At 69.9% G+C, this 12527-nt stretch carries 9 protein-coding genes and 1 pseudogene; 4 read left to right on the forward strand and 6 right to left on the reverse strand.

What is annotated here, in order from left to right:
• Positions 1–46: 46 nt before the first annotated feature.
• The gene (locus tag ACTWQF_RS30280; RefSeq protein WP_443282935.1) at positions 47–2692 is read right to left on the reverse strand and encodes a hypothetical protein; all 2646 of its coding nucleotides are present in this window, start codon (positions 2690–2692) and stop codon (positions 47–49) included.
• Between the two features lie 349 nt (positions 2693–3041).
• On the opposite strand from ACTWQF_RS30280, the gene ACTWQF_RS30285 reads away from it, so the two are divergent.
• The gene (locus ACTWQF_RS30285; RefSeq protein WP_443282936.1) at positions 3042–3545 is read left to right on the forward strand and encodes a Mu transposase C-terminal domain-containing protein; all 504 of its coding nucleotides are present in this window, start codon (positions 3042–3044) and stop codon (positions 3543–3545) included.
• A 223-nt stretch (positions 3546–3768) separates the two neighbouring features.
• Here the strand turns inward: ACTWQF_RS30285 and ACTWQF_RS30290 are convergent, their stop codons facing one another.
• Positions 3769–4074 (reverse strand): DUF1330 domain-containing protein, encoded by a 306-nt coding sequence (locus tag ACTWQF_RS30290; protein WP_443282937.1) that lies wholly within the window; start codon positions 4072–4074, stop codon positions 3769–3771.
• A gap of 188 nt (positions 4075–4262) precedes the next feature.
• Here ACTWQF_RS30290 and ACTWQF_RS30295 point away from each other — a divergent pair, with 188 nt between their 5' ends.
• A complete protein-coding gene (locus ACTWQF_RS30295; protein WP_443282938.1) occupies positions 4263–5165 on the forward strand; it encodes a LysR substrate-binding domain-containing protein in 903 nt (300 codons plus the stop codon).
• Positions 5166–6213: 1048 nt separating this feature from the next.
• A complete protein-coding gene (locus ACTWQF_RS30300; RefSeq protein ID WP_443282939.1) occupies positions 6214–6372 on the forward strand; it encodes a hypothetical protein in 159 nt (52 codons plus the stop codon).
• Positions 6373–7066: 694 nt separating this feature from the next.
• Here the strand turns inward: ACTWQF_RS30300 and ACTWQF_RS30305 are convergent.
• The 3 genes from ACTWQF_RS30305 to ACTWQF_RS30315 form a co-directional block, all read right to left on the reverse strand.
• The gene (locus tag ACTWQF_RS30305) at positions 7067–7312 is read right to left on the reverse strand and encodes a hypothetical protein (protein WP_443282940.1); all 246 of its coding nucleotides are present in this window, start codon (positions 7310–7312) and stop codon (positions 7067–7069) included.
• Positions 7313–7392: 80 nt separating this feature from the next.
• Positions 7393–10062 (reverse strand): alanine--tRNA ligase, encoded by a 2670-nt coding sequence (alaS, locus tag ACTWQF_RS30310; protein ID WP_443282941.1) that lies wholly within the window; start codon positions 10060–10062, stop codon positions 7393–7395.
• Between the two features lie 238 nt (positions 10063–10300).
• Positions 10301–10612: an HAD family hydrolase gene (locus ACTWQF_RS30315; RefSeq protein ID WP_443282942.1), complete on the reverse strand. Its 312-nt coding sequence runs from the start codon at positions 10610–10612 to the stop codon at positions 10301–10303.
• Between ACTWQF_RS30315 and ACTWQF_RS30320 the strand changes: the two are divergent.
• Positions 10593–11250: pseudogene (locus ACTWQF_RS30320) on the forward strand (transposase); the annotation flags it as partial. The gene ACTWQF_RS30315 and the pseudogene ACTWQF_RS30320 overlap by 20 nt on opposite strands.
• 200 nt (positions 11251–11450) lie before the next feature.
• Here the strand turns inward: ACTWQF_RS30320 and ACTWQF_RS30325 are convergent.
• Positions 11451–12518: a tyrosine-type recombinase/integrase gene (locus ACTWQF_RS30325; RefSeq protein ID WP_443282943.1), complete on the reverse strand. Its 1068-nt coding sequence runs from the start codon at positions 12516–12518 to the stop codon at positions 11451–11453.
• Positions 12519–12527 lie beyond the last annotated feature (9 nt).

Here is a 12527-nt window from a genome sequence, read left to right on the forward strand (position 1 = left end):
AGTGTCCCGCTGCCCCCCGGGGTCGGGGCGGCAGCGGGACGGCGGATTACGGCGCGGGAGCGGGCGCCGGCTCGGGCGCCGGTTCCGGCGCGGGCTCAGGCGCGGGTTCCGGTTCCGGTGCGGGTTCCGGCTCGGGCTCGGGCTCGGGTGCGGGCTCGGGCTCGGGTTCCGGTGCGGGTTCCGGAGCGGGCTCGGGCTCGGGCTCGGGTGCGGGCTCGGGTTCCGGCTCCGGTGCGGGCTCGGGTTCGGGTTCCGGTGCGGGCTCTGGCTCGGGTTCGGGTTCCGGTGCGGGTTCCGGCTCGGGCTCGGGTTCCGGTGCCGGCTCCGGTGCGGGCTCCGGCTCCGGTGCAGGCTCCGGCTCCGGCTCCGGTGCAGGCTCCGGCGCCGGTTCCGGTGCGGGCTCGGGCGCCGGTTCCGGTGCGGGCTCCGGTGCGGGCTCGGGCGCCGGCTCCGGTACAGGCTCCGCCTCCGGCTCTGAAGCAGGCTCCGGTGCGGACTCGGGCTCGGGAGCAGGAGCGGGAGCAGGCTCTGGCTGCGGCTCAGGAGCAGGCCCGGACTCGGGTTCCGCCGCAGGCACCAGTGCGGGTTCCGGCGCAGGCGCGGGCGGAGCCGGAGCGTCAACCTCGGGCGCCGGAGCCGGAGCCCCACCCTCAGGCACGGGCGGAGCAGGCGGGGCGTCCGGAGCCGTAGCCTCACCCTCAGGCGCCTCCGGAGCCTCACCCTCAGGCGCCTCCGGAGCCTCACCGTCAGGCGCAGGCGGCGCTGGCGGACCCGGAGGTGCCGGAGTCTCACCCGCAGGCGCCGGGGCGGGAGCAGGAGCCCCACTCTCAGGTGCCGGCGGCGGGGCTGGCGAACCCGGCGGTGGCGCGACTCCGGCGGAAATCTCCTCCGGCGTCGGCTGCGACGCCCGCTGCGCGGCAAGTTGTTCGCCAAGCGCCTGGCCCGTGGCATACCCCGGCTCAGACGTACGCAGAGCATCCACCGCCCGTTCCGCGGCCGACGGACCCGGCGGCGGCGCGACACCAGCGGAAATCTCCTCCGGCGTCGGCTGCGACGCCCGCTGCGCGGCAAGTTGTTCGCCAAGCGCCCGGCCCGTGGCATACCCCGGCTCAGACGTACGCAGAACATCCACCGCCCGTTCCGCAGCCGACGGACCCGGCGGTGGCGCGACACCAGCGGAAACCTCCTCCGGCGTCGGCTGCGACGCGCGCTCCTCCGCAAGCGCCTCCCCCACCGCGTATCCCGGATCGGACTTCGCTGCGATATCGGCGAGGGCTTTCACGTGATCCGGATGCTGGCCCCCGTAAACACCCAGGCCCACGGCGGTACCCAAACTGCGCGGGATCACGGTGTACTTGCCGGTTATGGGGGTGAGCAGGGAAGGGATTCCGGCACCGTAGCCAACGTCCTTGGTGAAGTCAGCACCCGATGTCCCCGGCTCACCGAGATACGGCGCGCCCTTTCCGCCCGGCGGCTTGGCCACACCCGCCGAGACCTCACCCCTCGTCGGCTGGAACGCCGGATTGAGCGGATCCTCCGACGGCTCAGGCGGAATCCCACCATCCATCTGCCGCAGAACCTCCCGCGCCTCCGGATGCTCGCTGGTGTACGCGCTGGCGTTCCACAAACCGCCGCCTACGCCCCCCGCCAACCCGGGCCACCCACCACCGACCGCGCCGACGCCGCCTCCGTGGATCACACCGGTAGTGGTGCGATCCCAGAAGTCACCCCAGTCCCACGCGGGGCCAGGAGCAGGCTCGTTCGCGCGGTGGTTGACGATCGACTTCTCGGGCGGGGCGCCGCTCTCGGGCGGCGCCGACCCGGCTCCGTCCGCAGGAACGTCGTCGTCGGCCCCAGGCTCCGGAGCCGGTACCTCAGTTTCGGGAGCCGGCGCCTGCACGGTGCCCGTTCCGCCGTACAGCCGGTCGTACGGCGGCGCTGCGGCGTCGTCGGCCCATTTCCCGGAAAGGAAGTCGGAGAGGGGCGTATCGGCGGGGCGCTGTGCCGGAGCCCCACCGTTCTCCGCTCCTCCGCCCTGCGGGGGCTCCGTGGACGGCGCCGGCTCATTCGGCGGAGGGGGCGGCGCCGGCTCCCCCTCGCTGCCGTACTGCTGCTGATGGTGAGGGCGCTGGTGCACGTCCGCAGCCTGCGCCAGGCCCGGCTGCGAGACCGCCGACAGCAGCCAGGCGCCGAACCCCAGCGCCCCGGTCAGCACCGCGGTACGAACCTTCTGGCGGTCCCACAGCGGCTTCATGTTCCGCTCCGACCGCGGCGACGAGAACACCGACCGCGCCGCCTTCGACGGCACACCGGGCTCCTCAGCACCGAGCGTGCCCGACACCACGGCGTCCGTCAGCTCACCCACCGTGGTCACCGGTACCTCGACCACCGCACCGCCGCGCTGGTACGAGCGCGGCCTCGTCGCCTCCCCCGGCTGCACCGCCATGTACGAGACCCGCCCGATGCCGGCGAGTTCCTCGACGTCGACGATCAGCACCACGGCTGCGGACAGCTCCACACCCGTACGTTGCCGATCCCACCAGGTCTGCAGCCGCCAGGCCGCGTCCGGTGCGGCGAACTCCTCCCCGTAGATCGGGGGTACGAGCACCGGCACGTCGGCGCCGGCCGCGGCCAACTGCGACCTTGTCCCCACGGCGACGGAGTTGGCCAGTTGAAAGTTCCTGACCAGCACCAGAAAGGCCTGGCCGGAACCTGCCTTCGCTTGCGGGGAATGGCCAGGTGGATCCGGGACTCTCCGAAGATGCATGCGCGGCGCCTCCTCACGGCTGGACGAAGCGCGCCACCCCGTTCACCCGCTGGACGTGGCACGATCAGTCCTGGTCTCATGGTCCGCGGTGACGCTAAGGGACACCGCCCGAGACCGGTCCCAACCCACTGGTAACCGACGAGCAGCGCGCCGCAGCGGACCCCATGCTTGAGACCCCGTACGCTCGTCGGCAAGGAGACTGGTTCCCCGGCCACGCCACAGCCGGGCGACCGTTCCACGAACCATTTGGTGGCTCCGCGAATCACGTGGGCTCGTGCCAGTCCCGCTGAGCGGGAGCGACTACCTGGAGCTGCTGCCGGTGCGGTGGCAGGCCATCACCGAGCGCGGGATCCGTCTCCATCACCGCACCTACAACTGTGACCTGCTGGGCCCTTATCGGGGCCAGGATTGCGAAGTCGCGGCCCGCGGCGGGAAATGGGAAATCCACACCAACCCCCACGACGTCCGCCAGATCTGGGTCCGCCTGCCCCGGCACGGGCTCACGGAGATCCCGTGGATCCACCGCGACCACTGCCATCAGCCGTTCAACGACCGCACCTGGCAGCGCCTGAAGACCATCACCACGCACGACGCGGACCAGGACACTTACGAGGCCCGCCTCGCCGACGCCCTCGATCAGCTCATGCGCCGCGCGCGCCGGATCCGTCACCCGCACCGAGCAGCACCTCCTCGCCCGCACCACACCCACCCGCACTCCCCCACCACTGCACCCCGAGCCCGGCGCACAGCAACCGGGCGCCAAGATTATCTAGGGTGAATCGCCGTTGTGGCAGGTCAGAGCTTGATCGCCGTGTCAGGCAAGTCAGGCAAGTTGCTCGACGTTGGGTAGCGCGGCGAGCCGCCGACAGGGATCAGGCCGTCGAGGACGTCGACGACGAACTGGGACGCGGGGCATGGCTTCGAACTCGTCTCGTGAGTCGTCGTTCAGCACCGTGTGCGTATCAGGTGACGGATGCTCAGCGATGGCTGGGCCCGCCTGGTCAGTCGGTGCCTTCGATGATGCGGAAGTCGCGCTCGACGCCGTCGGGGAGGGCCACCAGCGCCTTCTGGTATGCCTCGCTCTCGTATGCCGCGACGGCCTGTTCAAAGCTGTCGAACTCGATCAGAACGACGCGTTGCGTGATTCCGGCCTCGTGGGCGACGACTCGACCGCCACGGGACGGGAGGAGGGACAGGGTGCGCCCGCCCCCAGCCTGGACAGCCGGACCGGCCAGCTTGTCGTAGGCAGCCAGCCTCTCAGGGTCGGAAATGGCGGGGTAGACACTGACCCAGTAGCCCTTAGCCATGGAAACCTCCTGTGTTGGGCCGGACACGTCCGACTTCGAATTGACACTCAGATCGATCGATTCCGGCGACCGGTACTGCGGCCGGTTGAATCGTTATATGCGCAGGCTAGGGCTTGATGTGCGGTCGAGGGAAAGACCGGTACGGGATAGACTCAGAACGGATCGTTATCAATCGGCAGGGAGGGCACGTGGCGCCGGATACGGTGAGCCTGCGGTACTTCCTGGTGCTGGCACAGGAGTTGAACTTCACCCGCGCGGCCGCACGGATCGGTATCGCACAGCCCGCACTCAGCGCCCGGATGCGCCGATTGGAGGCGGAACTCGGTACGGCCCTGCTGGTCCGCAACACGCGTAGCGTCGTATTGACCACGGCCGGTGCGGCTTTGGCGGAGTCCGCGCCGCCCGCGCTGGCGGCCCTGGACCGGGCATGGGACACCGCCCGGAGCGCGGCGGCCGGTGAACTGGGCACGCTGCGCATCGGATACAGCCTCAGCGCCGGGGCCGAGACCGCACCGGCCCTGGTGGACAGGCTGATTCGCGACAACAGCGGACTCGAGGTCGGCGCGGTCCCGATGGCGACACCGGAGATCTCCCCCGCGGTCGCCGACGGCCGCATCGATGCCGGGATCACCCGCGGTGAACAGCCGGGCCGTGGCGTGCGCCGGTTCCTGCTGCGGCGTGCGCGCATCGGGGTCCAGCTGGCGCAGCACCATCCGCTGGCCGAACACCCGGAGATCGAGATCGCCGACGCGGCCGCGTATCCGCTGCGACTCCCGGACCGTGCGGCCAACCCCGTGATCCACGATCAGCTGTCCGCACTGTTCCGAGACATCCGACCACAACCCCGATTCCACACGCCCGCAGTCTCTTTCGACATGTCTCAGCGCGACCTGCGCGACGGGGTCACCCTCGCCCCGGCCGGAGAAGCCGCGGTCACGGCACAACCGGCCGGTCTCACCTGGCGACCGCTGCGGGGCGCGCCCAGCCTGACGATCCACCTGGTCCTCCCACGCGAGCAGTCGCCGCTACACCGCCGCATCCGTGCCGTCGCCAAAACCCTGGCGCACGAGCTGCACTGGCTGCCGGACTGACGCGCAAGAGGTCAAGCGAGACGGACGCCTGCGGTGGCGAGGCCGAAGACCTTGCGCCCGGCGGACTTCGCGGTGATGACGACGACGGCGGTCTTGCTGAATGTCCGACACGAACTCGCTACGCCGGCGGATCAGCATCCGATGATGGCCCCGGGTCCGGCGATCCGAGTCGTACACCGCGGCGACGTCCTCGCTCGTTATCTAGTGCCGTCAATTGAACGTGCAGGTCAAAGCCTTACCAGTCTTCGAGGCAAGTTGAACATAGCCCTAGCTTCAGTACACCGACGGGGCCCGGACGGCGGTGCTGTCCGGGCGAAGCGTGGACGGTGAACTACCTGGTGGTGGCCGCCGCCTGGGAGGATGATGCGCACTGCTGTGAGCAGAACTGTGGTGGGTACGGCGGGGCTTCGTCGTATCTGTAGTGGGCCGCGAGGGGAGGCCGCAGGCTGGACACTCCGCGGTGCACTTTGAGATGTACCGGGCTGCGTCTCGCGCGTGCCGCTTCAGCCGTAGGCGCTCGCGGTCGATGGCGTGACGCAGGGCCATGGCCTCATCTTCGTCCCAGATGCAGTTCTCGGTACCTTCCTCGATGTCTTCCTCGTGTCCGAAGAGGGCGACCAGCAGGGCCTCGACAACTTCCTCGCTGGTGCCTTGGCAGCTGCGGTTCTGACGAGGACCTCGGCTTTGCGGTCCCCGCCCATCAACTCGGGGTTGGCACCGTGTACGTCTCGGTGGTCTTGTGCCCACCGCTTGGCTTTGGTGATGAGCAACGGTGTGTCGTATTCAGTGAGATGGCTGTCGCAGTGGTCGATGGTCCGGTCAAGCGGCCGGTTGCGGCAGTGCGGTACGAGACACAGTGGGGATCCATCCGAGGGTCAGGCCGATTTCCCAGCGGGCGGGGTCGATCCACCGGTTGGCGGGTGCGACCACCATGGTCTGCCAGTTGATGGATTCGACTGCCAGCTCCGCGCCGACTCCTTCTCTGGACAGGGCGCCCGCCAGGCCGAGTACGGCTTGGCTGGGGACCGGGCGGCCGAGGACCCTTCGAGTGGATTCCGAAGGTGAGATGCTCGTCGGCGTCCTCGATGCCGATTTCGGGGAGGGTCGTGCACTCAGCGAGCAGATCCCGCAGCCGGAAGGTATGCGAGGTGTCGGCGGCGACGTCTTCGCTGTCGTACGGCATCGGGCCGCCGTAACCGCCGGTTGAGGCGCCCTCGCGCAGCGCCTGGGTGTATTTCGTCCTATTCCGGTGCTGGCGGGCTCTTGCGCGGTTCTTTGGCCCGTCATTTCCGCTTCTGGTCACTTCGACTCCAACGCGAAACCCCACGCATATCGCCTGGGTCGGTGCCGGGTGGGGCCGAGGACGTGACGATCAGCTTGCGCGGGCCAGCGCCGGCGAAGCCGGGTGGCCTTGGCCCTGCGTTCCGGCAGCGTGGGTGCCGGGACGGTATGGCGTGCGGCGTGCGCGTCCTGCCGCGCTGGTGAGCGTAGGCAACAGCCGCAGATGTTGGAGTCTCGACGCCACGGTGGCCGGGGGTTCTTGACCCGCTCTGCCGGATCATGTGCTCGGCAGTTCGCCGCTGCCTGGGCGGCTGCGGAATCCGTCAGCGGTGTCCTGACCGGTTGGCTGCTGTGTCCGCGTTGCGGTGTGCGGGAGGGGCGGGGAGGCTGGGTGGTGAGGTGGTGGACATGGGCAAGCGTGGGAGCTCAGGGGGCAAGCAGGGTGGCCCGCGCCGAGCGGCGATGACCCGGGAAGCGGCCTCCCGGGTGCAGTCTGCCGGGGCGAGGAACCCCGACTCTCGTACGGTCTCGTCGGGGTTCTCCTCGCGTGCTCAGTCCGCTGCAGCGAAGGATTCGCGTAACGACGGGAAGTGACCCTGCTCGGGGCGGGGTCGGAGGGGTCAGGCAGTCCTGCGGAGGGCGCGTACGGCGTCGGCGAGGTCGTGGTGATACTCAGCGGTGGCGCCGATGCGCCACTGGACCTCGTTGCATTCTTGGTTGGTTCTGACCATTCCGAGGTACCGCACGTCGTCGTAGACGCACCATTCGGCGCGGTCGGTGTCTTCTGGCTTCACGAATTGGGCTTCGCGGGTGTCGACGCTGTAGGTGAACAGGTCGGCCCATGTCGCGGGGTCGGTGGTGGCCATGGGGAGGTCCTCCCTGTGCTCTGGTCTCGCATCACAGTAGAGGCGGACGGCCGGGCCCGTGGGCCCGGCCGTGAAACTCCCTATGGGGTCCCCAGGAGCGCGGCGGCGTCCTGGGCGGCGAGGTCGAGAGCCTCATCGAGGTGGGCGGGGCGGCGTCCTCCGGCGCTGGCCAGGGCGCCGGTGCCGCCGCCCCCGCCGCCGACGGCCTTGGCGGCGCGGGCCAGGAGGGGGGCGGCGCTGTGGCCGTCGTCGACGAGGCCCGGGGAGATGGCGGCGGCGAGCTGGGCTTTGCCGTCGTGCTCGGTGCCGAGGACGGCGATGGCGGGGCCGAGGTGGATGGCGCGGAGGGCTTCGGTGGCCATGGTGCGCAGTTCGGCCGGTGTGACGCCGGTGACCTTCTCGGCGATGACCCAGCCGCCGGGGACCTGGTGGGCCTGGTTTCCGAGGGCGGCGGCCTTGAGGGCGAGTTCCTGGGCCCGCTGCCGGGCCAGTTCGTCTTGGGCCTGGGCGAGGGCGGACAGGCGCTTGCGCAGGGCCTCGGGAGCGTCGGTGGGGCGTGTGCCAAGGAGGCGGGCGAGTTCGCCCAGCAGTCGGCGTTCGGTGTCGGCGTGGGTGAGGGTGCCGTGGCCGGTGAGGGCTTCGATGCGGCGCATGTTGGAGCCGATCGAAGACTCGGACAGCAAGCGGAAGGTGCCGACCTGGGAGCCATGCGCGACGTGGGTGCCGCCGCACAGTTCGCGGGAGAAGTCGCCGATGTCGACGATGCGTACGGTCTCGCCGTACTTCTCGCCGAACAGCGCGATGGCTCCGGCGGCTTCGGCCTCGGCGCGGTCCGCATACCAGGCGGTCACCGCTGGGTCGTTGAGAACGTGCCAGTTGACGGCGTTCTCGATCGCGGTGAGCTGGTCGGGAGTGAGGGCGGTGAAGTGGGCAAAGTCGAAGCGGAGACGGTCGTTTTCGACGAGGGAGCCTTGCTGGCGGGCGTGGTCGCCGAGGGTGTGCATGACGACGGCGTGCAGGATGTGGGTGGCCGAGTGTGCGCGCATCAGGCCAGAGCGGCGGTCGGCATCGACGGCAGCGTGGCCGCTGGTGCCGGTGCGCACCTCGCCTTGAAGGACGCGGGCGGTGTGGACGCGGAAGCCGTCGGGGGCGTGTCCGAGTCCGTAGCGGGTGTCGGTGATGCGGACGGATGAGCCGTCGGCGGTGGTGAAGGTGCCGGTGTCTCCGACCTGCCCGCCGGCCTCGGCATAGAACGGTGAGCGGTCCAGAACGAGTTCGACCTGATCGCCCTCGCTCGCGGCGGAGATGACGGTGCCGCCTGAGATGAGGCCCGTGACGGTGGCTTCGGCCTGAAGGTGCTCGTAGCAGAGGAAGTCGGTGGGCGGCAGGTTGCTGGACAGCTCGCGGTAGGTGTCCATCTGCCGCAGGGCCTGGGTGGTCTTGGCCTTTCCGCCGCTTCGGGCGCGCTTGCGCTGGGCGTCCAGCAGTGTGGCGAACCGGTCCTCGTCCACGGTCAGCCCGGCCTCGCGGGCGGCCTCGACGGTCAGCTCCAGCGGGAAGCCGTAGGTGTCGGCGAGTTCGAAGGCGGTCTCGCCGGGGAGGGCGGCCGAGCCGGTGGCCTGGGTGCGGCTGATCGCGGCGTCCAGCAGTTTGGTGCCCTGGGCGAGCGTGCACGTGAAGGATTCCTCCTCGGCGGCGGTCACCTGGCCGATCAGTTCGGCCTGGGCTGAAAGTTCGGGCCATACGGGGCCGAGATTGCCGACGACAGAGGCGGTTGTCTCCGCCAGCACCGGGCCGGTGATGCCGAGCCGGCGCGCGTGCCGGATAGCCCGGCGCATCAGGCGGCGCAGGATGTAGCCGCGGCCGTCCTTGGCGGGCAGCACGCCGTCCGCGATGAGGAAGGCGACGGTGCGGGCGTGTTCGGCCACCACCTGGAAGGAGACCTTCTCCTCGCCCTGATCGGGCATCTCGCGTCCGGCCAGTTCCTGGACGGCCTCAAGGGTGGGCAGCAGCAGGTCGGTGGTGCACACGTTCTGCGCGTCCTGGAGGATCGCTGCGAGCCGGTCCAGCCCCAGGCCGGTGTCGATGCTCTTGTTCGCGAGTTCACCCAGGATCGGGTAGTCCTTCTTGGCCGGGCCCTCGCCGCGCAGATTCTGCATGAAGACCAGGTTCCACAGCTCGACGTAGCGTTCGCCGTCAACGGCGGGGCCGCCTTCCTTGCCGAAGGCGGGGCCGCGGTCGTAGGTGAGTTCGGAGGCGGGCCCGCATGGGCCGGGAACACCCATGGACCAGTAGTTGTCCTCCATGCCGAGCCGCTGGATGCGGCTCGCGGGCACCCCGATACGGCGCCAGAGGTGCTCGGCTTCGTCGTCGTCCTCATAGACGGTGATCCACAGCTTGTCCTTCTCCAGCCCGTAGCCGCGGGTGAGCAGTTCCCAGGCGAAGGCGATGGCGTCTTGCTTGAAGTAGTCGCCGAAGGAGAAGTTGCCCATCATCTCGAAGCACGTGGCATGCCGGTTGGTGCGGCCGACGTTCTCGATGTCCGAGGTCCGCGCGCACTTCTGGATGCTGGTCGCTCGGAGGAACGGCGGGGTGGTCTCGCCCAGGAAGTAGGGCTTGAACTGGTTCATCCCCGCGTTGGCCAGCAGCAGCGTCGGGTCGTCGGGGACCAGCGGGCTGGAAGGGACCGGGTGGTGGCCGCGGGAGGTGAAGAAGTCGGTGAACAGACTGCGGATCTGCGTCGAGTGCATGGGAGGAGAGCCCTCACGGATGAGTCACGGAAGGTGGTGGGGAGATCACACGCCGAGCCGGGCCGATAACAGGGACTGAGAGGGTTCTCAGTTCTCCAGCTCGACGCAGATAGCTCGCGCCCCCACGGTGTAAGCCATGACTCCAGATCCGTTGGTCACATCGGTGGTGCAGCAGACGGCTGCCAGAGGCAGAGCCGTGCTGCACCACCGACTGTACCGGGTCCGGCGTCAAGACCGCTTAGCGTGTGGGAGTCGAAACCTGGTGTGGTACCCGCCTGGCCGGGGTCAAGGCGAGGAGGCCGGGGCCGATCTGGGTGGGATCGGTCAGCACCACCCGGCAGCCGCCGGCCGCGAGCGTGTCCGGTCCGGCATAGCCCCAGCCGGCCCCGGCGAAGGCGACACCGGCCTCGAAGGCCGCCGTGCGGTCGGTGAGTGTGTCGCCGATGAACACCGCGTCGTGCGGAGCCGCGGCCAGGCGGGCCAGAGCCAGGAAGATGCCGTCGGGGCGGGCTTGGGCTCGGCGTCCTCCCGGCAGACGGTTCGGCAACACTGATGGCCACCAGGCGCGCGCTCACCATGACGCTGCCGGGATACACCTGGGTGAGGACGTCGTCACCACGCTGGAGAGGGCTGCCATCGAAGAGGAGAAAGGGCAGGTCAAAGGCGGGCCTTGAAGAACGCATTGGGCAGGACCCGCGGACTGGTCCCGAGCGGGAGGAGCGTCGACGCATCCGGCGTCGGCGAAGGCTCCGGCTGAAGGCGGCACTCCTCGGACGCTCCAGGAGCGGGCAGACCAGGAGCGGGCAGACCAGCAAGGTCCACCTCGCTGCCGAGCGCAAATGCCGTCCGCTGACGTTCGTCCTGACGGGGGCCAGGCCGCGGACAGCCCGCAGTTCCTCCCGGCGCTGGGGAAGATACGAGTCCGCGGGCCTGTGGGCCCTCCGCCTCCGGCCGGACGCGGTCGCTGGGGATAAAGGCATACGCGTCCCGCAACAACCATGCCCACCTGCGCAGACCGGCATCAAGGCAGTGATCCCGGAGAAGAGAGACCAGGCCAACCGCAAGAAGAAGCGGTCCATGGGCGGTCGGCCGGTCACGTACGACACCCACCTCTACAAGGAGAGGAACACCGTCGAGCGCCTGATCAACAGGCTCAAGGCATGGCGAGGCATCGCCACCCGCTATGACTGTGAGGATGGCGGTGCCGTCTCGGTGGTGGCCTGACCCGCGCTACGACTGACTGTCATGTCCTGCGTCTTGATCTGTCGACCACTGTCCGGGACGGCACTCGCTGTCGCCAGGCCGGCGCGTGTGTCCCGATAGGGGCGTGACCGAGATACGCGCCAAAGGGGCAACGGGATGATCTTGAAGCCCTGATCTGCTCGGATTTACGTGCGGCGCCGTGCAGCGGGGTCGCGTTCGGCGACGTGCCGGGCGACCGAGTCGACGCCGGGACGGGCGTACCGCTCCAGGCAGCGGACGGATGCGTGGCGGGAGCGGGCCAGCAGCATCGGGGTCGAGGTGCCGTCCTCCGCGTCGTGTGTGAGGGCGCTATGGCGGAGCCGGTGAAGCGTCCAGCCGTCCGGGTCCTCGATGTCGTCGGGTGAGGCGCGGGGGTTGGCCAGCAGCCGGGTGTTCTCCTCGAAGATCTCCTCGTCCCGGCGGTAGGAGAGCCGGGCCCGGCCGGTCTCCGGGCACACGTCGAGCGTTGGTGTTCCGGCCGGGGCCTTGCGGTCGGTGAGGAACAGCGGGCCGCGGGTGCGGCGGGCGATGAGGCGGGGCAGGAGCTGGGCGGTGCCGGACTGCCAGTGAATCCACTCGGTCACCCCGCCCTTGGCGGTGATCCTGCCGCGCTTGTCCTGCGGGTAGAGGTCTTCCACGTTGAGGCACAGCACCTCATCGGCCCGTGCGGCGGACTCGTAGAGCATCTTCCACTGCGTCTTCTCCCGCAGCGCGACGTCGAGGCGCCACAGGGCGGCGATCTGGTTCTCCGCGAGAGCCTTGGTGCGGTCGGGCGGTGCCGACCGCTGCTCGATGCCGACCGTGGGATCGCCTTCGATCCAGCCCTGGCGCTGCCACCAGCCGATCGCCTTTCGGGCGATAGACAGTTCGCGGTTGACGGTGTCGGCGTCCATCTCGTCAGCCCGCGCCGCCGCCAGCTCGGCCAAGACCTCCGGCAGCGCCGGGTCGTCGATCGCGGCGACGGGGAAGACGGGCGGCTTCGCGCCCCGGCGGGCGGGTCCGGTCGGCGCCGGTTCGCCGGCGAGCATCCATCCCCACGTTGTGAGGAAGATCCGGTAGATCCGCGCGGAGGACTTCGCGATGCCCGCGCCGGTGAGGTACCGCTCGACCGCCGTGTCGTACGACGCGCGCGGGGCAGACAGAGGTACGACCCGAGCGCGCGGCAACCGAAGTGCGCCCCCGCCCCCGAGTTCGGTCACCGGTTCGATCGTCACGCCCTCCCG

This window comes from Streptomyces sp. 8N114, assembly GCF_052245835.1.
In the GTDB taxonomy this organism is placed as follows: Bacteria; Actinomycetota; Actinomycetes; order Streptomycetales; family Streptomycetaceae; genus Streptomyces.

Excerpts from the sequence above, each read along its gene's own strand:
- ACTWQF_RS30290 (WP_443282937.1), bottom strand. The coding sequence starts at position 4,074 with ATGGCTAAGGGCTACTGGGTCAGTGTCTACCCCGCCATTTCCGACCCT.
- ACTWQF_RS30305 (WP_443282940.1), bottom strand. The coding sequence starts at position 7,312 with ATGGCCACCACCGACCCCGCGACATGGGCCGACCTGTTCACCTACAGC.
- alaS (WP_443282941.1), bottom strand. The coding sequence starts at position 10,062 with ATGCACTCGACGCAGATCCGCAGTCTGTTCACCGACTTCTTCACCTCC.